Consider the following 19,040-nt stretch of genomic DNA (forward strand, 5'->3'; position numbering starts at 1 on the left):
ACCGGAGGGGCGTTCACAAGGTGCCCTCTGCTAGCTTGGCTCGATCAGGAAAAGCCAGCAACAAAAAGCCCGGCCTTGCGGCCGGGCTGGATCTTCGCTTCCTTACATCCTCCTCGGGTATCCTTCCGCCCCGAGCGTCCTTGGATAGGAGTCTTCCTGACTCGTCGTCCCTGGCTGAGCCTCCGTGCTCAGTACGCCTTCACTGTGCCAACCTGGGTAGCCTTGTGACGTTAACCTGGCGCAAGTGGCGTGTAAGATATTGCCGATAGAATTTGTAGGATATGGCTTACAAGACATTCGATTCGGCTTCTATTGGTCGGGCCCGGTGCGGCCCAGCGGTTCTCTTGTCGGCATCCGACGAGCACGCAGCAGCCTGCATGTAGCCGCAGCGCGACCAGGCTCAGGAGGGTATCGGGTGGTGCCGAGGGTTGAGCGTAAGATTCGTGTTGATTGACGGCTGGCAGCGCGGGCGCCTCTCGCGCTTTCAAGCCGTCAATAACATGGGGGCGAAGCCTGCCGTCCGTTGGTGTTGAGGTAAGCGCAGCAATTATTGATTGAGGGTTCTGTCCAGCAAGAGCAGCGCAGACTGCCAGGAGGAGGCGTCGGCGGCGGCGTTGTAGCCAACCGGCAAATTGTGCTCCTTGCTCATGGCGTCGGCGCCGGGGTTCGTGAAGCCATGGAGGGCTTGGGGATAGGTGATGACATCCACATCGGCACCCTGGGCCTCGAGCGCGCGCGCCATGTCGGCCAGGGTTTCGCGTTCGACGAGCGAGTCCGCGCCGCCATTGTGGATCTGCACTGCACCGCTGAAATTCCCGCGAGCGGAGGCTGCCAGCGTGGGGTCGCCGTGGAAGCTGATGGCGGCTTCGAGCGGCATGCCGGACAGTGCCATGTTCATGACGACGCTACCACCAAAGCAGTAACCGATGGCCGCCATGCCGGTGTCTGCCACGGCAGGGTGTTGGCGTAATTGAGTCATGGCCGCTTCGAACCTGGCGCGCGCGGCTGGCCAATCCTGCATGACTTGCGAGGAGAATTCACCCGCTTCATCGGGGTGCGTGGCGACTTGACCGCCGCCGTACATATCCACCGCCAATGCCACGAAACCCAGCGCGGCGAGCTGGTCGGCGCGTGCGCGAGCATACTCATTGAGCCCCCACCATTCGTGCACCACCAGTACTGCCGGCCGTGGTCTCTCGTCATTGACGTTGCGTGCCAGGTATCCTTGATAGGTCTCACCACCGGTCGAATACTCGAAAATCTCGCCTTCGACGCGTGGCCCCCAGGCCGTGACGAATGCCGTCTCGGATTCAATTTCGAGCTCTGGCGGTAGATTGACCTCCTGGGCCATTGCCGAGCCTGCCATCAACCCAGTCACCAGGCACAAGAGCGAGAATAGTGTGCGCATGTGTAGCTCTCCTTGCTCATTTTTCTTTGTCGGGTCTCGCAGGCAGATGCATATGTCTCCCCACCCTTTACTAACATAGCTGCCCACGGAGGCCCGCGTATACCGCTGCTGGCTGAAGCCCTTCAGGTGGACGTGCTCCGAGAGGTCGATGTCGCTTTCGGCTGCGGATGGACACGCAGCAGCCAGGAAGCGGCCGCGACGCCGACCAGGCCGAAGAGAGCACCGGGCAGGGCGCCGAGGGCCAGACTGGCGATGATGCCGCCCAGGAGTGCCGTGCCGCCGACGATAATGGCCGGGGTACTGGTGGCGGAGACCACATCGCGCGTGCGGCTCATCTCGAAGGTCACCACCGCGACCATGACCGGGGCAACGGAGACGATGCACAGCACGATCCACCACAGGCGGCCGAGCCAGAAGCCCACCTCGCCCGGTATGCCGGCATCGATGGGCAAGCCGAGGCGTTCCCCCAGCCAGGCGGCCGGCAGTTCGGCGAGCTTGTGCCAGAGGTAGAGCGGCATGCCCAGCGCGCCGAGGATGGTCACCACCCTGTCGATGCGGCGGCGCTCCAGCAGGCGGCGCACGGGGCCTTCAAAGGTCAGTACGAACCCGACCTGCACCCACATCACGCCCACCAGGGCCAGGGTGGGAGGAAGCAGGTTGCTGGGCACGCCGAAGGCGCCATCGACCATGGCCACGGGGTAGCCGGAAGCCACGGCGGCAGCCAGCCACAGCAGGCCGAGCAGCAGCAGGGCGAGGCCGGTGCCCAGGCCCGAGAAGCGGCCGCGCTTCCAGGCAATGCCGAGCTGTTGCGGCAGCAGCCAGACGACGATGGCATTGAGCCAGCCGATGCCGCCGCCATTGGCGGTGACGCGGGTACCAAGCTCCAGCAGCTCGCCGGGCGCGGTGATGCCGGCACGCAGGAGGTCGACCGCGGCGGCGATCAGCAACAGGCCCACCACGGCCTTGAGTCCCCAGCGGTTGTCGGCCCAGACGCTGAGCGGCAGCAGCGCCTGTATGCCCAAGAGCATCATCAGGAACCAGAGATGGACGGTCAGCGAGTGATTGAGGGGGCCGAGTAGGCGCCCTCCGGTATAAGCGGCGAGGATCACGAAGGCCACCAGTACCGCCAGGTAGGTGACGGTGGGGCGAGCCAGGCCAAGTGCCCGGCCCGCCCACCAGTGCAGCTGGCGATGCCCCTGCTCCAGCCGGCGTTGGGCGCCGTCTGCGCTCACCGCGGCCGAGACGAACACGAACAGTGGGACGACCTGCAACACCCAGGTGAGTACGCCGGCGCCTGTCCACACCAGCAGCAGGTGGTCGGTGGTGGTCATCAGGCCGTTCTCGAGCCGCGGCAGGGTGGCGATCCAGTGGCCGAACACGACGACGAGCAGCGCGCCGGCACGCAGGGCATCGGGGTAGCGGTCCCGGCTTGCCTGAGGTTCGCCGTCGTTTCTCGATGACGAGTCCAACTTTTGCGTTCCCTGTTTCATAATGTCTCGTTTCCATTCGATCGGCGCTTGCATCTGTCGTTCGCCTGGTGGATATTAGTTATCGAACAGTGTTTCCTAACATCATCCATGAAACGCCAGCGCCTTGCAAGCACGTCGTGAGCGTCGCTGAAACCGAGGGAAATCGCCATGGATACCCACACGCTGCTGGTCCATGTCCTGCTGTACGTCTTCCTGCCGCTATGGGGAATTGCCGGCTTCGTCGACTGGTGCTGCCACCGCGCCACGCATATCGAGGAGACCTCGGGGCTGAAGGAAACCCTGATGCACTCGGCGATGGGCATCCAGGTGGGCATTCCCATTCTCATGTGCCTGCTCTATCGCATCAACGTGCTGGTGCTGTTGATCTGCCTGCTGGCCTGGGTGCTGCACGAGGCTGTGGCCCACTGGGACGTGCACTACGCCGCGCCGCGGAGGCACATCAGCATCTGGGAAATGCATGCGCACAGTTACCTGGCCAGCCTGCCGTTCTACATGCTGGCCATGATCATGGTGATCAACTGGCCGGTGGTGTTGGACCTGGTGACCCTCAACTGGACAGGGCAGATGCGTCTCGTACCCGTTGAAGTGCCCCACGGCGGGGAACGCTACCTGCCCTATTACCTGGCCTTCATGGCGCTGCTGTGCGTGTTCCCCTACCTGGAGGAGAACCTGCGCTGCCTGCGCTATTACCTGAAGCACAGGGGAGAGCCGGCGTGAGCGTCTATATCACCAGTACCGGCCACTACCTGCCGGGCGAGCCCGTGGACAATGAGCGGATCGAGGCGGTGCTCGGCCTGGTGCATGGCAAGCCGAGCCGGCTAAAGCGACGGATTCTGCAGTCCAACGGGATTCGGCAGCGCCACTACGCCATCGATGCCGAGCACAACACCCTGATCAGCAACGGCGAGATGGCCGCCCGGGCGGGGCAGGCCTGCCTCGACCAGAGCTTTCTCGGCAAGTCGCGGCTCGACATGCTCAGCGTGGCCACCAGCCAGGGCGACCTGGTGCTGCCGGGCTTCGGCAGCATGGTGCAGGCGGAGCTGGGCGTGGCCGGCGTCGAGCTGCACAGCAGCCATGGCATCTGTTCCAGCAGCATGATGGCGCTCAAGGCGGCCTACACCGGACTGAAGGCCGGGGAGCACGGCAATGCCCTGGTGATCGCCAGCGAGCTGGCCTCGAGGTTGTTCAAGGCCAGCCGCTACGAGGCGGTGGCCCAGGAGGTCGACTTCAACGCCGAGTTCCTGCGCTGGATGCTCTCGGACGGCGCGGGTGCGCTGTTGCTGGAAACCGTGCCGCGCCGGCGCTGCTTTCGCATCGACTGGATTCGCGGCTTCTCCCACGCCGACGCCTATCCGGTATGCATGAGTGTCGGCCGGGCAGCCGCTGGCGACGGGAGAAGCTGGCAGGACTTTGCCACCTATGCCGAGGCGGAGGCCGCCGGCGCCCTGCTGATTCGCCAGGATGTCCGCCTGCTCGACAACATCGTCAAGCTCGGGGTGGACGGGCTGCTGCGCTTGATCGACGAGGGGCGGGTCGAGGTGGGGAAGGTCGACCACGTGCTGTGCCATTACTCGTCGCACTACTTTCGCGGCAAGATCTTCGACATGCTGACCCAGGCAGGCGCCGCGATTGCCGAAGAGAAGTGGTACACGAACCTCTATACCCGCGGCAACACCGGCTGCGCCTCGATGTTCATCATGCTCGACGAGTTCCGTCGCACCCAGGACTACCAGGCTGGCGACACCATCCTCTGCATGGTGCCGGAAAGCGGCCGCTTCAATAACGTCTACATGCAGCTTACGGTCGTGGAGGAGTAATCATGGAAAGCAAGGTCACTACCCAACTGGGGCAGGAGTGCCTGCAGGGACTGATGCGAGTGTGGTTCGACTTCGAGCGCCAATTGGGCCGGGTGCCGGTCATCCAGCGCCTGGAACGCGGCAACTTCACCCGCGAGGATTACCGCAACCTGCTGCTGCACCTGCGCCAGCAGGTGATCGAAGGGGCGCGCTGGATCACCCGTGGCGCTTCCAGCTTCGAACGCGACTTTGCCGACGTGCGCTCGGAAGTGATCGGCCACGCCAAGGAGGAGCATCGCGACTACGAGATGCTGGAGGCGGACTTCGTGGCGGCGGGCGGCGAGCCGGACGAGATCCGCGCGGGGCAGCGCAATGCCGGCAGCGAGGCGCTGCATGCCTTCATGATGTACCGCGCCAGCCAACCCAACCCGGTCGACCTGATCGGCGCCATGTGGATCATCGAAGGGCTGGGGCAGAAGATGGCCGGCGACTGGGCCCGGCGGATCGACGAGGCCACCGGCGGCGATGGCCGTTACACCTGCTTCATGCGCTACCACGGCGAGAACGACGATGCCCACCTGGACAAGCTCTACTCGCTGATCGACCGGGTGTGCCGCACGCCGGAAGACCAGCGGTCGATCCTGCGCACCGCGCGGGTGGTGGCGCGGCTCTACGCCCTGCAACTGGAGGAGGTCGACCATGGCTGACAGCAGGGCAAGGCCACGCAGCCCCTTTCTTCGCGCGCTGGAGTTCGACGACTCCCTACCGATTCAGCCCGAGGCGGTGCGACTGTGGCTGAACGACATCGAGAGCCCGACGCGCTGGTCGCTGCGCCCGCTGCTGCAGTTCCTGCTGGCGATGCTGCTGCATCTGATCTGGTTCGTGAAGCGTCTGCCGCTGCCCCAGTTCCGCGCTCATGGCCTGCTGCAGCGGATGATCTGCTGGTTCTGTACTCACTTCGTCAGCCCCAGCGCCAACCAGCTGATCCTGCGCCACTTCGCCACCGAGTCGAACATCCTCAACTTCCTCATCGACAACAGCCCGGAGGTGACGGTCGAGCCCTTGGCGCTCTACCCCCGGTGTATCGACGACATGCTCGATGCCAGCTTCGTCAAGCACGACCAGGAGCTGTTCCGGGTGATCGAGGAGATGGGCCATTGGCGTGAGCGCCCGGCACCGCTGGCGCCGGATGCCATCAACTGGGCGAACTGGCGCCCGCTGGATGAGGGCGCCTTCGAGACGGCGCCCCGGCGCACCCAGGTGCTGGACTTCGAAAGCGCCCATGCGCTGTTCATGTGCCTGTTCTGCCTGCTGCTGACCCGCGAGGAGTACCGCGACGCCATCAACGGCTTCAACCTCGACCAGTCGATCGCCATTCGCATCGGCCAACTGATCGGCGACCCGACCCTGGCCGAGATGGCCTACAACAAGTATCCGCACTACCTGGTCGGCCCCTGGAATCTGGGCCAGCGCTTCCTGATGCACGGCTTCTTCACCGAGTACCTCTACGCGCGACTGGAGCGGCTAAGGCTGGCCGCGTATCACCCCGCGAACGGCAACACCGAGGCGTAGACCGCGAAGTAGTGGCAGGTGCTGCCGCCGAGCACGAACAGGTGCCAGATGGCGTGGTTGAAGGGAATTGCGCTGATGGCGAAGAAGATCACGCCCAGGGTGTAGGTGATGCCCCCGGCAGCGAGCAGGGCGATGCCGGCCGTGGGCAGGCTGGCACTCATCTCGCCGCTGGCGAAGACGATGAGCCAGCCCATGATCAGATAGATCGCCACCCGCAGCACGCTGAAACGGTGGGGCCAGGCCAGCTTGCAGGCGATGCCGGCCAGCGCCAGGCCCCAGACGATGGCGAACAGCGTCCAGCCGGTGGGGCTGCGCATGTTGACCAGCAGGAAGGGCGTATAGGTGCCGGCGATCAGCAGGTAGATGGCGCAGTGATCCAACTGCTGGAAGGCACGCTTGAGTCGTGGGTGGCGAATTCCGTGATAGAGAGTCGAGGCGGTGTAGAGCAGCACCAGGGTCACGCCGTAGAGGCTGAGGCCGACGATCTTCCACGGGTCCACGTGGGCGGCCATGCTGGCCAGCACCAGCAGCACGATCACGCCGGCGAGGCTCAGTGCCGCACCGATGCCGTGGCTGATGCTGTTGAGCAGCTCCTCGATGAGGTGGTGGCGATGACCGCCTGAGCTTTCGGTGGGTGGGATGGGCGTCTCCGTCATGGGCGCCCCGATGCCGTGTCGGCTCAGGGCTTGCGTTCGATATCCACATCGCTGGCCTGGGTAAAGTCGCCCAGCGCCATCATGTGGCCAAGCTTGCCGGCCTTGGTCGAAAGATATTGCTCGTTATGAGGATTGAGACCCGTGGTCAGTGGCACTCGTTCCGCGATGGTGACGCCGGCCTTGGTCAGGGCATCGACCTTGCGCGGGTTGTTGGTCATCAGCCGCAGTCCGTTGACGCCCAGATGCTCCAGCATCGGCACGCAGAGGTCGTAGCGGCGCAGGTCGGCGCCGAAGCCGAGCTGCTCGTTGGCTTCCACGGTGTCGGCGCCCTGGTCCTGCAGGTGGTAGGCACGGATCTTGTTGAGCAGGCCGATGCCGCGGCCCTCCTGGCGCAGGTAGAGCAGCACGCCGCGGCCTTCGTCGGCAATCCGCTTGAGCGCTTCCTGCAACTGGTAACCGCAGTCGCAGCGCATGGAGAACAGCGCGTCGCCGGTCAGGCACTCCGAGTGCACCCGGCCGAGCACCGGCTCGCCGTCGGCCACGTCGCCCAGCGTCAAGGCGATGTGATCCTTGCCGGTGGCGTCGTCCTCGAAGCCGTGCATGGTGAAGGTGGCCCAGGGGGTGGGCAGCCGGGAGGCGGCGATGAATCGAATGGTCACGGGGTACCTCGGTCAGACCACGGCGATGCCGGAAGTGAATCCCGCATTCTAACAGGAACGCGGGCGGGGCTCACGAATGCGCGGCGTCATCGATCTTGGCCAGGGTCAAGCCGCGCGAAAAATGATGCGCTACAATGGGCCGACATTTCCTGTGGATGACTGCCTGCATGGATCTCAAGAACGATCGCTTTCTGCGCGCCCTGATGCGTCAGCCGGTGGACCGCACTCCGGTATGGATGATGCGTCAGGCCGGCCGCTACCTGCCGGAGTACCGCGCCACCCGCGCCGAAGCCGGTGACTTCATGGACCTGTGCCGCAACCATGACCTGGCTTGCGAGGTGACGCTTCAGCCGCTGGAGCGCTATCCGCTGGATGCCGCCATCCTGTTCTCGGACATCCTCACCATCCCCGACGCCATGGGGCTGGGGCTCTATTTCGAGACCGGCGAAGGGCCCAAGTTCCGCAAGCCGGTGCGCACCGCGCAGGACGTCGAGGCGCTCAAGGTGCCCGATGCCGAGCGCGACCTGGACTACGTGATGCGTGCGGTATCGACCATTCGCCGTGAGCTGAACGGCCGAGTGCCGCTTATCGGCTTCTCCGGCAGCCCCTGGACGCTGGCCACCTACATGGTGGAGGGCAGCTCGAGCAAGGACTTCCGCCATGTGAAGACCATGCTCTACGACACGCCCAGCGTGATGCACGACCTGCTCGACATGCTGGCCAGCGCGGTGACCGATTACCTGAACGCCCAGATTCGTGCCGGCGCCCAGGCGGTGCAGATCTTCGACACTTGGGGCGGTGCGCTCTCCACGCCGGCCTATCTCGAGTTCTCGCTGCGCTACATGGAGCAGATCGTCGCCGGGCTGATCCGCGAGCACGAGGGGCGGCGCGTGCCGGTCATCCTGTTCACCAAGAACGGCGGCCAGTGGCTCGAGGATATCGCCCTGGCGGGCCCGGATGCCGTGGGCATCGACTGGACCACGGAGCTGTCCGACGCCCGAGCCCGGGTGGGTCACAAGGTGGCGCTGCAGGGCAACCTCGACCCCAACGTGCTGTTCGCGCGGCCGGCGGCCATCCGCGCCGAGGTGGGGCGAATACTGGACAGCTACGGTCACGGGCCGGGCCACGTGTTCAACCTGGGTCACGGCATCAGCCAGTTCACCGACCCGGACAATGTCACCGCCTTCATGGAGGCGCTGCACGAGTTGAGCCCGCGCTACCACCGTGCCATCCAGTACCAGAATGCCTGAAGCTCGTTGGCTCCGGCGGCTGGCCTGGGGTGAGGATAGAAAGCGACACCGCCTGTGGGCGGTGTTGGCCGCTCTGGCTGCCGTGGCCATTGCCATCGGCAGCCTCACCCCGGGCAGTGAGATGCCCACCAGCCTGCCGTGGGACAAGTTCAACCACTTCGTCGGTTACGCCGGGCTGGCGGGGCTGGCAGGCCTTGCCGGGCTGCCGCTGGTGCGCACCTTCATTGCGGTGGCGCTCTACGGCATCTGCATCGAATACCTGCAGGTGCCGGTGCCGGGGCGCAGCGGCGGCGACTGGGCCGATATCCTGGCCAATAGCCTGGGGGCGGCCGCGGCCGTGTTAACCCTGGCCGGTGTGCGCCGCTTCCTGTTGCGACCCTAGCCTGGCAGGACTAGTGCAAGACGACGACGCCCCGCCATCGAGAGATGGCGGGGCGTCGCTGCGTCTGGGTGGCTATTCGATCACGGCACTTCTCGTCTACTGCACTTCGGCGCGCTCGATGAGCACTGGTTCGCGCGGCACGTCCTGGAACGGGCCGCGGCTGCCGGTGGGCACTCGCTTGATGGCGTCGACCACGTCCATGCCTTCCACTACGCGGCCGAACACCGCATAGCCCCACGCCTGGCCGGAGTGGGTGCCCTGATGGTTGAGGAAGCCGTTGTCATTGACGTTGATGAAGAACTGCGCGGTAGCCGAGTGCGGGTCGCCGGTACGCGCCATGGCCAGGGTGCCGCGCTCGTTGCGCAGGCCGTTGTCGGCCTCGTTGGTGATCGGCGAGCGGGTCGGTTTCTGCTGGAACTCCTTGTCGAAGCCACCGCCCTGGATCATGAAGCCGTCGATCACGCGGTGGAACTGGGTGCCGTCGTAGTGGCCTTCCTCCACGTAAGTGAGGAAGTTCTCGACACTCTTGGGTGCCTGCTCCTCGAACAGTTCGACGGTGATGGGGCCGTGATTGGTGTGCAGCACCACGTTGGCCGCGTTGGCATGGGCGACGGCCAGCGGCAGGCTGGCGGCGGCGAGCAGAGAGAGAAGGGTTCGCTTCAGCACGGGAGCTCCTGTTGTTCGTGATGGTGTGCGGCGAGTAAAGGGTGCGCCTAGCTTACGTCCAGACGCGCTCGCTGTCAGGCTTTCGTCGCCCGATCAGGGTCGCGACATCCGACCACACCCGATTGTTTGACATGGATCACAACCCGCCCGGGAAAAGAAGTACTGGGTATGGTCTTTTCAAAGCGCTGGCCGGACCATGCGTTCATGCCGGCCGAGGCGGTGCTTCTCCCCTCTCTATTCGCCTCGGCCACGAACCTGGCTCAACGACCGACAGGCGCTCCTGGTGCCGGTGTCGGTGAAGACGGGAGGTGCCGGCCCATGGTGGCGGAACTCGGAAACTTTGCCCTCGTCCTGGCGCTGTGCCTGGCGCTGGCCCAGAGCGTGCTACCGTTGCTGGGCGCCCAGCTCGACGATGCCCGCCTGATGCGCAGCGGCCGCTTCCTGGCCACCGGCCAGTTCGTCTTCCTGGCGCTCTCGTTTGCCGTGCTGACCTGGGCCTTCGTCGTCAGTGATTTCACAGTTCGCTACGTGGCCGGCCACTCGAGCCTCGAGCAGCCGCTGATCTACCGAATCACCGCTGTGTGGGGCGGGCACGAGGGTTCGTTGCTGCTGTGGGTGTTCCTGCTGGGCGCGTGGGGAGCCGCCGTGGCACTGTTCAGCCGGTCGCTGCCCCGCGACATGCTGGCCCGGGTGCTGGCCGTGCTGGGCATGGTCGGCGTGGGCTTCATCGCCTTCACGCTGTTCACTTCCAACCCCTTCGAGCGCGTCATTCCCGGGCCTGCGGACGGACGCGGCATGAACCCGCTGCTGCAGGATCCGGGCATGATCCTGCATCCGCCGTTGCTCTACATGGGCTACGTGGGCACTGCGGTGATCTTCGCCTTCGCCATTGGCGCACTGCTCGGTGGCCGGCTCGATGCTGCCTGGGCGCGCTGGTCGCGGCCCTGGACCACGGTGGCCTGGGTCTTCCTTACCCTGGGCATCGCCGTAGGCGCCTGGTGGGCCTACTACGAGCTGGGCTGGGGCGGCTGGTGGTTCTGGGATCCGGTGGAGAACGCCTCCTTCCTGCCCTGGCTCACCGCCACGGCGCTGATCCATTCGCTGGCGGTGACCGAGAAGCGCGGCGGTTTCAAGGTCTGGACCCTGATGCTGGCCATCCTCACCTTTGCGCTGACCGTACTCGGGGCCTTCATCGTCCGCTCCGGCGTGATCACCTCGGTGCACGCCTTCGCCACCGACCCAGAGCGCGGCGTATTCCTGCTCGGCATGCTGAGCCTGACCCTGCTCGGCGCGCTGACGGTCTACGCCTGGCGGGCGCCGAAGGTGGGGCTTGGCGGCGCTTTCGCCGGGTATTCGCGCGAGTCGCTGCTGCTGGCCAACAACGTGTTGCTGACGGTGGCCTGTACGGCGGTGTTCATCGGCACCCTCTATCCGCTGGCGCTGGATGCCTTCGGCCTGGGCAAGATCTCGGTGGGCCCGCCCTACTTCGATAGTGTCTTCGCCCCGCTGATGCTGCCGCTGTTGCTGCTTGTCGGCCTCGGCCCGGCGGTGGCCTGGAAGCAGGCAAATCCGGGGGAGACCTTCCGCCAGCTGCGCTGGGCACTCCTTGTCAGTGTGGTGGCCGGTGGGCTGTGGCCACTCGCGCTTGGCGCCTGGCATCCCATGACCGCGCTTTCACTGATGCTGGCCGTCTGGATCGTGCTGACGGCGCTGCTCGACGTGCGCAAGCGGCTGGGTTCCGCGCGGCAGCCGTGGTCGACCCGGCTCAGGCGGGTCCTGCGCCCGAGCTTTCTCGGTATACACCTGGCTCACGTGGGGCTGGCACTGGTGGTGGTGGCCATCGCCATGGTCAATACCTACGAGGTGGAGCGCGACGTGCGACTGGCCCCGGGCGAAAGCGCCTCGGCGGCAGGTTTCGACTTCGCCCTGCTGCGCATGGAGAGTGTACGCGGCCTCAACTGGGAGGCCGATCAGGCGGTGGTCGAGGTGACCCGCGAGGGTCGCCCGGTCGCCTTGCTGCAGCCCCAGCGGCGCTACTACGACACCCACGCCCAGACGCCCATGAACCAAGCCTCGCTGCATCGTGCCGTTACTCGCGACGTCTACGTCTCGCTGGGTGAACGGCTGGAGGACGATGCCTGGAGTTTCCGGCTCTACTACAAGCCCTACATGGCCTGGATGTGGTTCGGCGCTATCCTGCTTGCCTTGGGTGGCCTGCTGGCGGCCGCCGACAAGCGCTACCGCCTGGCCTCCAATCGCACGCCCCGCATGCAGTGGCAGCCCTCCGCCAGCCACCCCTTGGAGGTAGCAAGTCAATGAAACTGCGCATGCTGATAACGCTGGCGGCCACGGCCGCCCTGCTGGGGCTGCTGTTCGTTGGCCTGGGCCTGAACAGCCGCGACCTGCCCTCGCCGCTGGTCGGCAAGCCGGCACCGCCGTTCACGTTGGAGGCGCTGGAGGATGCCAGCGTCACCCTGACCGAGCAGGACTTCATCGGCGAGGTGGCACTGGTCAACGTCTGGGCCACCTGGTGCAGTACCTGTCGCTCCGAGAAGCCGCTGCTGATGGAACTCGCACGCGGCGGCATACCGATTCATGCCTTCAACTACCGCGACGAGCGCGACTCGGCGCTGCGCTACCTCAGCGTCAGCGACAACCCCTACCGCACCATTGCCTACGACCCCAAGGGCGACGCCGGCATCGACTGGGGCGTCTACGCCACGCCGGAAACCTATGTGCTCGATGCCCAGGGGGTGATCCGCTACAAGCGCATCGGCCCGCTCACGCGCCAGCTGCTGCTCGACGAGGTGCTGCCACTGGTGGAAAAGCTGCGCGATGAGCAGCGCAGAAGCGAGGGCAGGAGGGTGGCAAGCTCATGAAGAGATTCTTGCTCAACACCCTGCTTGGCTTGCCTCTCTGGCTGGCGGCGGGGCTTGCCATGGCACTGGCCATCGGCCAGCCACTGGAGTTCGACAGCACGGCCCAGCAGCGCCAGTACGACACCCTGGTGCGCGAGCTGCGCTGCACGGTGTGCCAGAGCGAGACCATCCATGAATCCAACGCCGAGCTCGCCGCCGACATGCGTCGCCGGGTCTACGACATGACCCTGGCCGGGCACGATGCCGAGGCGATCGTCGAGTTTCTGGTACAGCGCTACGGCGACTACGTGCGCTATCGCCCGCCGTTGCAGGCCAATACCGCGCTGCTGTGGGCCAGCCCCTTCCTGCTGCTGCTGGGCGGCGGCTTCATCTGGTGGCGTATCGTCGCGGGTCGCCGGCGCATGGAGCAGTGTCCCGAGTTCAGCGCACGGGAGCGGGCCATGCTCGATCGACTTCACCATGGCGATGACCCCGGGAGGTCTCGATGAACGGAACGTTCCTGCTACTGGCCATGGGCCTCTGTCTCGTAGCGCTGGGCTTCGTGGTCACCCCGCTGTTGCGCGCGCCACGCTGCGAGGAGAACCCGTCACGACGAGCGACCAATCTGCTCGTGCACCGTGACCGGGTGCGCGAACTCGAACAGGACATGGCGGCGGGTTTTTTGACCGGCGCCCAGTACGACAACGCCCTGGCCGACCTCGAGCGCGAGCTGCTCGACAGCGGCGCCGTCGAGCCTACCCATAGACAGGCTGCGAGGGGGCCGGGCTCGCGTCGGGCACCGTTTGTGGCTGCCTGCGCGAGCCTGGCGCTGCTGCCGTTCCTTGCCACCGGTCTTTACCTCACGGTGGGTCATGCCGAGGAAGTCTTCGCCACCCCGCTGCCGTCGGGCACGCCGACACCGGGCGAGGCCGCGGGCGAGCCTCGTTCCGGGGCCGACCTGAAGCGCGAGTTCCAGCATCTGGCGCAGCAACTACAGGGGCGCCTGGCGCAGGATCCGACCCAACTAGGGAACTGGACACTGCTGAGCCGCACCCTGGTGTTCCTCGACGACCTGCCGGCAGCGGAGCGCGCCTTTCGCGAGGCGATGCGCCACGGTGGCGACCAGGACCCCGACCTGCTGACGCGATATGCCGACGTCCTCGCCGAGCGCCAGGGCGAACTGGCCGGCGAGCCCCAACGCCTGATCGAGCGCGCCCTGGTGCTCGATCCCGATCACATCCAGGCGCTATGGCTGGCCGGGACCCTGGCGCTACAGCAGAACTCGCCGGACGAAGCGCGAGGCCATTGGCAGCGGCTGCTGTTACTGCTGCCGCCGGAATCCCCCGAGGCCGAGGTGATCCGCGGCAATCTCGGCCAGCTTGACCAGGCCGCCGGCAGCTCCCTCGAAAGGGTGTCGGCAAGGAGCGAGACATGAACAAGACGTTGAGTCGTGAGGCCTTGCAGGCCGTGCGCCAGGTGCCGCTGTTCGCCGGGCTCGAGGATGAGACCCTGGCGCTGCTCACCGGCGGCGCCGTGGAGCGCAGCTACCGTCGCGGTGCGCTGCTGTTCAGCAAGGGCGAACCGGCGGACCGCTTCTACGTGGTGCTCGGCGGCTGGATCAAGCTGTTCCGCGAAAGTCCCGACGGCAACGAATGCATGGTGGGGCTGTTCACCCGCGGTGAATCCTTTGCCGAGGCGGCGATGTTCGACCGGCTGGGGTTTCCGGTCAACGCCGCGGTGGCCGAGGATGCCCGGCTGCTGGTGTTTCCTGCCGAGCATTTCCTCACCACCCTGGAGCGCAACCACGGCCTGGCGCTCAATATGCTCGCCAATCTCTCCGGCATGCTGCGCTCGCTGGTGCGCCAGCTCGACCAGCTCACGCTGCAGCCCACCTACCAGCGCCTGGCGGCCTTCATCGTCTCGCTATGCCCCGAGGGTACCAACCAGGCCACCGTCTGCCTGCCCTGCGACAAGCTGCTGATCGCCGGCCGCCTGGGCATGAAGCCGGAGAGCTTCTCGCGGGCCATGGCGCGGCTGCGTGAGGTCGGTGTCAGCTGCGAGCGCAACTGCGTGCACGTCGAGGACATTACCGTCCTCCGGCGCTTCGCCAATTCCGCCGAGGAGAAGGCGCTCTCGCCACTGCCGTGCGCGGCACCGAATTCGCCGCATGCGACCGCGCCACGCCCCTGTCGCTAGCCTCACCGCTTTTCTTCCTCTCGAAACGGCCCGCTCGGCGGGCCGTTTCGCGCCGGGCCGCGATTTCTTTTTCCCTCCTCTGACATAAGTCAACTCCTGGATGCATCAATTGACAGTGGTCAAGTGAGGCGAAAGGCAAAGTTGCTACTAATGGCGACAGGTGGGGGGTGGCTTGAGGCCATGGTCGCTGAGCACGCAGAAGAACAGGTCATGCCGGGCACCCGCCAGCCACACCCGAAGGGGAAACCAAGCGAGGCACGATATGCAGATGAGAGCTTTGAGCAAGGGGATATTCGCCCTCAGCTTCCCGCTGACCGCCATGGTGGGCATGGCCCACGCCGCGGCCCCGGAGTTGACCGCCGAGGAGCAGGAACGCGCCAACACCATCTATTTCCAGCGCTGCGCCGGCTGCCACGGCACCACACGCAACGGCGCCACCGGTCCGAACCTGCTGCCCGACACCACCCAGGAGCTGGGCCAGCGCCGTCTGGAGAGCATCATCACGCTGGGTACCGAAGGCGGCATGAACAACTTCGATGGCATCCTCTCCGCGGATGACATCACGCTGATCTCCAAGTACATCCAGCACGATCCGGTCGATCCGCCCGAGATGTCGCTGGCCGACATGAAGGAGCGCTGGCAGGTCTTCATCGCGCCGGAAGACCTGCCCACCGAGCCCCAGCACGATCTGAACTGGGAAAACTTCATGGTCACCATCCTGCGTGACCGCGGCGCCATGGGCATCATCGACGCCGACACCAAGGAACTGGTCACCGAGGTCGAGACCGGCTATGCGGTGCACGTGGCCAAGGAGAGTTCCGACGGCCGTTTCTGGTACGTCCAGGGCCGTGACGGCCGTCTCTCCAAGATCGACCTGTGGATGGACCCGCCCCAGGTCACCGCCGAGGTCTTCATCGGCTACGACGCGCGCGACGTGGCGGTCTCACACTACGGCGAGTGGAAGGACAAGTACGTTATCGGCGGCTCCTACTGGCCGCCGCACTTCGTGATCGCCGACGCCGAGACCATGGAGCCGCTGAAGGTGGTCTCCACCCGCAGCTACGACACCCAGGGCAACTTCCGCAACGAGGCCCGCGTCGCGGCGCTCTACAACACCCCGCACGCGCCCACCTTCCTGGTCAACGTCAAGGAGTCCGGCCAGGTCTGGCAGGTCGACTACAGCGACATCGACAACCTGCGCATCGACCAGATGGAGACCGCCGAATTCCTGCACGACGGCTTCTTCGACCCCACCGGCCGCTACTTCCAGATCGCCGCCAACATGAGCGACAAGATGGTGTTCATCGACACCGAGACGCGCAAGTTGGTCAGCATGCTGGAGACCGGCACCAAGCCCCACCCGGGCCCGGGCGCCAACTGGATCGACCCCGAGTGCGGCCCCGTGGCCGGCACCACCCACCTGGGCGAAGGCCTGTTGACCTTCTGGGGCAACGATCCGGAAGGGCATCCCGACCAGGCCTGGCAGATCTGCGACCAGATCGAGACCGACGGACCGGGGCTCTTCGTGCGTACCCACCCCGATTCCGACAACGTCTGGATCGACCAGGCCATGCACCCCGAGCCCGACGTCAACCAGTGGGTCATGGTCATGAACAAGGAGACCCGCGAGCTGACGCCGATCCATGTCGCCGACCGTCCGTTGGAGCATGACGCCGTGGCGGTGCACATGGAGTACGACCAGACCGGTACCGAGGTGTGGGTCTCCATCTGGGCGCGTGGCGACGGCCACCAGAACGACGGCGCCATCGTCGTCTTCGACGACAAGACGCTGGAAGTGAAGGCGGTCGTCGAGGGCCTCAACACGCCGACCGGAAAGTTCAACGTCTACAACCGCAGGCATCACGTCGGCTGATCGCCACAGCCGCTACCGCCGGGGGGCCCTACGAGGCTACCCCGGCCCCTTCTCCAGCCACTTCGCGATGCCGAAGCGGCTGGAGAAGGGGCCGACACAACAACCATAAGCAGGGCGGCAGCAGTTCGAGGGCAAGCACTCGCGTCATGACATTTTGGGAGTAAGGATCATGGGGGAGCGTCCACGCAATTGGCGCAAGATCACCATCATGGGGGCATCGCTGGGTGCCGCCGTGTTCTTTTTCGTTGCCGGCATCATCTTCTGGGGCGGCTTCAATACCGTGATGGAAGCCACCAACAGCTACACGTTCTGCAGCACCTCCTGCCATGAGATGAGCTGGGTCCACGAGGAGTATCAGGATCGCCCGCACTACCAGAACGCCACCGGCGTGGGGGCGGCCTGCTCGGATTGCCACGTGCCCGATGCCTGGGGGCCCAAGATGATTCGCAAGATCCAGGCCAGCCGCGAGGTGTGGCACTGGATGCTGGGAACGATCGATACCCAGGAGGAATTCGAGGCCAAGCGTATCCACCTGGCCGAGAACGTATGGCGCTCGATGCTGCGTACCGACTCGCGCGAATGTCGCAACTGTCACGACTGGTCGGCAATGGATCTGGAGCAGCAGGCCGCTCGCGCCTCGCGCGAGCACGCCCGAGCCTTCGAGCAGGGCATGACCTGCATCGAATGTCACCAGGGCATCGCTCACCAGTTGCCCGAAGCGTGGGACGAATCGCCGGTATGGGCGGGTCGCTTCGAAGCCGTCAGCGAGGCGGAGGGTGCCGAGGAGGCCCCCGGCGTGCCGCTGGAGAGCGAGGATCTCGGCGAGGCCGCCACGGTCGAGGAGAACCTGGCCGCGTCGCTCGACTGGGACGCGGTGCCGGCCATCGACCTGACGCTCTTCCTGCCCGGCCAGGCCTCCATCGAATGGATCCAGGACGGCAGCGAGCATGGCGGCGGTCGCGCCTTCAGCTTCGGCGATCGCTGCATCTGGTGTCACCAGGGTGAAGAGGCGGACATCGGCGCGCTGGCCGTGGCCGGCGAGAAGATCGAGACCTTCGACCTGGGCGACAAGCGCGGCCACGTGCCGATGAGCGTCAGGGCCGCCTTCGACGACGACTACCTCTATATGCAGTTCCAGTGGGAGGCCGGCGAGCATGCGCCGTTGCCCTTCGTCGAAGGCGGCGTGATGGACCCGGACAATCCCTTCAAGCTGACCGTGAGCCTCTCCGACGAGCGCGTCGACATGGCCGACCGGGCGGGCTGCTGGGCGAGTTGCCATCATGATTCCGCCTACATGCCGGATGCCCCGGAAGCCGAAGCGCTGGCGGCGAGCGAGCTTGCCGAGCGGCTCGACCTGATGAGCGGCAACGGCGTCACCAAGTACCTCACCGAGAGCCGCACCGAGATCGAGATAAAAGGGCGTCGTGGCGCGGCGCGCGGCGGCTGGGACAAGCTCAAGGAGGAAGCCGAGATCCAGGAGCTCCTCGACGCCGGCGTCTATGTCGACCTGGCGCGCTACAACAGCGGCGACGGTTCGGTCGAGTCGGGCTACATCCTCGACGAGCGCCACTTCAGCGACAGCCAGGCCATCGCGTTCAGCGCCGCAGAGCAGGACGGGGTATGGACCGCCTATCTGACCCGTGCGCTCAAGACCGGCACGGAAGGCGACAAGCCGCTCGACCTGGGGCGCCTCTACAGCCTCAACGTGGCGCTGCACGACGACCATGCCGACTCGCGCTTCCACCACGTCTCCTTCCAGTACGGTCTGGCCTTCGGCGCCGAGACGCCGGAAGAGACCTTCGGCGAAGACATGGTGGAGATCAATGCAACGCGCGTCACCCGCTGACGCGACGACCGGGGAGGAGACGCTCATGAGACAGAGGATCGGACTGACATTCGGCGCGACCGCCCTGGCCACCCTGCTGCTGGGCGGGGTGGTGCAGGCCGGCGATGACGTGATCGAAGTGGAGATGCGCGACTACGGCTTTCACCCCGCCGAGCTCGAGGTAAAAGTCGGTACCACGGTGCGCTGGGTCAATGGCGAGAAGCGCACCAGTCACGACGTCTTCTTCGCCGATGAGGAGTTCGGTTCGGAGCGGCTGTTTCCCGAGGAGAGCTGGGAGCGCACCTTCGGCGAGCCCGGCAGCTATCCTTATCACTGCCGCCCTCATGAAAACCGCGACATGCGTGGCGTGATCGAGGTCGTGGGAGAGTGACCACCAAGCGCAGCAAGA

General features: G+C 65.6%; 19 protein-coding genes. 14 read left to right on the forward strand and 5 right to left on the reverse strand.

Features of this window, described 5'->3' with window-relative positions:
• Positions 1-547 precede the first annotated feature (547 nt).
• Both ACRWQA_RS00695 and ACRWQA_RS00700 read right to left on the reverse strand, forming a co-directional pair.
• Entirely contained in the window at positions 548-1,408 is an 861-nt protein-coding gene (locus ACRWQA_RS00695; RefSeq protein ID WP_263582009.1) for a dienelactone hydrolase family protein, read from the reverse strand.
• Positions 1,409-1,530: 122 nt separating this feature from the next.
• The gene (locus tag ACRWQA_RS00700; protein ID WP_434232294.1) at positions 1,531-2,877 is read right to left on the reverse strand and encodes an acyltransferase family protein; all 1,347 of its coding nucleotides are present in this window, start codon (positions 2,875-2,877) and stop codon (positions 1,531-1,533) included.
• Positions 2,878-3,045: 168 nt separating this feature from the next.
• Between ACRWQA_RS00700 and ACRWQA_RS00705 the strand changes: the two genes are divergently transcribed.
• The 4 genes from ACRWQA_RS00705 to ACRWQA_RS00720 are packed head-to-tail and all read left to right on the forward strand — an operon-like array spanning position 3,046 to position 6,266.
• A complete protein-coding gene (locus ACRWQA_RS00705; protein ID WP_434232293.1) occupies positions 3,046-3,615 on the forward strand; it encodes a diguanylate cyclase in 570 nt (189 codons plus the stop codon).
• Entirely contained in the window at positions 3,612-4,715 is a 1,104-nt protein-coding gene (locus ACRWQA_RS00710; RefSeq protein WP_434232291.1) for a beta-ketoacyl-ACP synthase III, read from the forward strand. The genes ACRWQA_RS00705 and ACRWQA_RS00710 overlap by 4 nt, the downstream gene beginning before the upstream one ends.
• A gap of 2 nt (positions 4,716-4,717) precedes the next feature.
• A complete protein-coding gene (locus ACRWQA_RS00715; RefSeq protein ID WP_434232288.1) occupies positions 4,718-5,401 on the forward strand; it encodes an iron-containing redox enzyme family protein in 684 nt (227 codons plus the stop codon).
• Positions 5,394-6,266 (forward strand): DUF6999 family protein, encoded by an 873-nt coding sequence (locus ACRWQA_RS00720; RefSeq protein ID WP_434232285.1) that lies wholly within the window; start codon positions 5,394-5,396, stop codon positions 6,264-6,266. Before ACRWQA_RS00715 ends, ACRWQA_RS00720 begins: the two co-directional genes overlap by 8 nt.
• On the opposite strand, the gene trhA is transcribed toward ACRWQA_RS00720, so the two are convergent.
• Entirely contained in the window at positions 6,236-6,922 is a 687-nt protein-coding gene (gene trhA / locus ACRWQA_RS00725; RefSeq protein ID WP_434232283.1) for a PAQR family membrane homeostasis protein TrhA, read from the reverse strand. The genes ACRWQA_RS00720 and trhA overlap by 31 nt on opposite strands.
• A 23-nt stretch (positions 6,923-6,945) precedes the next feature.
• Complete coding sequence (gene ribA, locus ACRWQA_RS00730; protein WP_263582016.1) at positions 6,946-7,581, reverse strand: GTP cyclohydrolase II; 636 nt, start codon at positions 7,579-7,581, stop codon at positions 6,946-6,948.
• Between the two features lie 167 nt (positions 7,582-7,748).
• On the opposite strand from ribA, the gene hemE reads away from it, so the two are divergent.
• Positions 7,749-8,831: a uroporphyrinogen decarboxylase gene (gene hemE / locus ACRWQA_RS00735; protein WP_263582017.1), complete on the forward strand. Its 1,083-nt coding sequence runs from the start codon at positions 7,749-7,751 to the stop codon at positions 8,829-8,831.
• Entirely contained in the window at positions 8,824-9,213 is a 390-nt protein-coding gene (locus ACRWQA_RS00740; protein WP_434232281.1) for a VanZ family protein, read from the forward strand. The genes hemE and ACRWQA_RS00740 overlap by 8 nt, the downstream gene beginning before the upstream one ends.
• A 96-nt stretch (positions 9,214-9,309) precedes the next feature.
• Here the strand turns inward: ACRWQA_RS00740 and ACRWQA_RS00745 are convergent, their stop codons facing one another.
• On the reverse strand, positions 9,310-9,831 hold the full coding sequence (locus ACRWQA_RS00745) for a peptidylprolyl isomerase (RefSeq protein ID WP_434232306.1): 522 nt from the start codon (positions 9,829-9,831) through the stop codon (positions 9,310-9,312).
• A gap of 366 nt (positions 9,832-10,197) precedes the next feature.
• Here ACRWQA_RS00745 and ACRWQA_RS00750 point away from each other — a divergent pair, with 366 nt between their 5' ends.
• From ACRWQA_RS00750 to ACRWQA_RS00785, 8 genes are all read left to right on the forward strand, one after another.
• Complete coding sequence (locus ACRWQA_RS00750; RefSeq protein ID WP_446326238.1) at positions 10,198-12,198, forward strand: heme lyase CcmF/NrfE family subunit; 2,001 nt, start codon at positions 10,198-10,200, stop codon at positions 12,196-12,198.
• An 8-nt stretch (positions 12,199-12,206) separates the two neighbouring features.
• Positions 12,207-12,758, forward strand: coding sequence for a DsbE family thiol:disulfide interchange protein (locus ACRWQA_RS00755; protein ID WP_434228839.1), 552 nt, complete (start codon positions 12,207-12,209; stop codon positions 12,756-12,758).
• Positions 12,755-13,246 (forward strand): cytochrome c-type biogenesis protein, encoded by a 492-nt coding sequence (locus ACRWQA_RS00760; RefSeq protein WP_434228841.1) that lies wholly within the window; start codon positions 12,755-12,757, stop codon positions 13,244-13,246. Before ACRWQA_RS00755 ends, ACRWQA_RS00760 begins: the two co-directional genes overlap by 4 nt.
• A complete protein-coding gene (gene ccmI, locus ACRWQA_RS00765) occupies positions 13,243-14,172 on the forward strand; it encodes a c-type cytochrome biogenesis protein CcmI (RefSeq protein ID WP_434228843.1) in 930 nt (309 codons plus the stop codon). Before ACRWQA_RS00760 ends, ccmI begins: the two co-directional genes overlap by 4 nt.
• Complete coding sequence (locus tag ACRWQA_RS00770) at positions 14,169-14,933, forward strand: Crp/Fnr family transcriptional regulator (protein ID WP_263582024.1); 765 nt, start codon at positions 14,169-14,171, stop codon at positions 14,931-14,933. Before ccmI ends, ACRWQA_RS00770 begins: the two co-directional genes overlap by 4 nt.
• 268 nt (positions 14,934-15,201) lie before the next feature.
• Positions 15,202-16,806 (forward strand): cytochrome D1 domain-containing protein, encoded by a 1,605-nt coding sequence (locus tag ACRWQA_RS00775; protein WP_263582025.1) that lies wholly within the window; start codon positions 15,202-15,204, stop codon positions 16,804-16,806.
• 169 nt (positions 16,807-16,975) lie between these two features.
• A complete protein-coding gene (locus tag ACRWQA_RS00780) occupies positions 16,976-18,652 on the forward strand; it encodes a NapC/NirT family cytochrome c (protein ID WP_263582026.1) in 1,677 nt (558 codons plus the stop codon).
• 25 nt (positions 18,653-18,677) lie between these two features.
• Positions 18,678-19,022, forward strand: a complete 345-nt coding sequence (locus ACRWQA_RS00785; RefSeq protein WP_263582027.1) for a cupredoxin domain-containing protein — start codon at positions 18,678-18,680, stop codon at positions 19,020-19,022.
• Positions 19,023-19,040 lie beyond the last annotated feature (18 nt).

This window comes from Billgrantia sp. C5P2 (assembly GCF_051062895.2).

Excerpts from the sequence above, each read along its gene's own strand:
- ACRWQA_RS00720 (WP_434232285.1), top strand. The coding sequence starts at position 5,394 with ATGGCTGACAGCAGGGCAAGGCCACGCAGCCCCTTTCTTCGCGCGCTG.
- ACRWQA_RS00740 (WP_434232281.1), top strand. The coding sequence starts at position 8,824 with ATGCCTGAAGCTCGTTGGCTCCGGCGGCTGGCCTGGGGTGAGGATAGA.
- ACRWQA_RS00715 (WP_434232288.1), top strand. The coding sequence starts at position 4,718 with ATGGAAAGCAAGGTCACTACCCAACTGGGGCAGGAGTGCCTGCAGGGA.
- ACRWQA_RS00785 (WP_263582027.1), top strand. The coding sequence starts at position 18,678 with ATGAGACAGAGGATCGGACTGACATTCGGCGCGACCGCCCTGGCCACC.
- trhA (WP_434232283.1), bottom strand. The coding sequence starts at position 6,922 with ATGACGGAGACGCCCATCCCACCCACCGAAAGCTCAGGCGGTCATCGC.
- ACRWQA_RS00750 (WP_446326238.1), top strand. The coding sequence starts at position 10,198 with ATGGTGGCGGAACTCGGAAACTTTGCCCTCGTCCTGGCGCTGTGCCTG.
- ACRWQA_RS00705 (WP_434232293.1), top strand. The coding sequence starts at position 3,046 with ATGGATACCCACACGCTGCTGGTCCATGTCCTGCTGTACGTCTTCCTG.
- ACRWQA_RS00695 (WP_263582009.1), bottom strand. The coding sequence starts at position 1,408 with ATGCGCACACTATTCTCGCTCTTGTGCCTGGTGACTGGGTTGATGGCA.
- ccmI (WP_434228843.1), top strand. The coding sequence starts at position 13,243 with ATGAACGGAACGTTCCTGCTACTGGCCATGGGCCTCTGTCTCGTAGCG.
- ACRWQA_RS00780 (WP_263582026.1), top strand. The coding sequence starts at position 16,976 with ATGGGGGAGCGTCCACGCAATTGGCGCAAGATCACCATCATGGGGGCA.
- ACRWQA_RS00775 (WP_263582025.1), top strand. The coding sequence starts at position 15,202 with ATGAGAGCTTTGAGCAAGGGGATATTCGCCCTCAGCTTCCCGCTGACC.
- hemE (WP_263582017.1), top strand. The coding sequence starts at position 7,749 with ATGGATCTCAAGAACGATCGCTTTCTGCGCGCCCTGATGCGTCAGCCG.
- ACRWQA_RS00760 (WP_434228841.1), top strand. The coding sequence starts at position 12,755 with ATGAAGAGATTCTTGCTCAACACCCTGCTTGGCTTGCCTCTCTGGCTG.
- ACRWQA_RS00755 (WP_434228839.1), top strand. The coding sequence starts at position 12,207 with ATGCTGATAACGCTGGCGGCCACGGCCGCCCTGCTGGGGCTGCTGTTC.
- ACRWQA_RS00770 (WP_263582024.1), top strand. The coding sequence starts at position 14,169 with ATGAACAAGACGTTGAGTCGTGAGGCCTTGCAGGCCGTGCGCCAGGTG.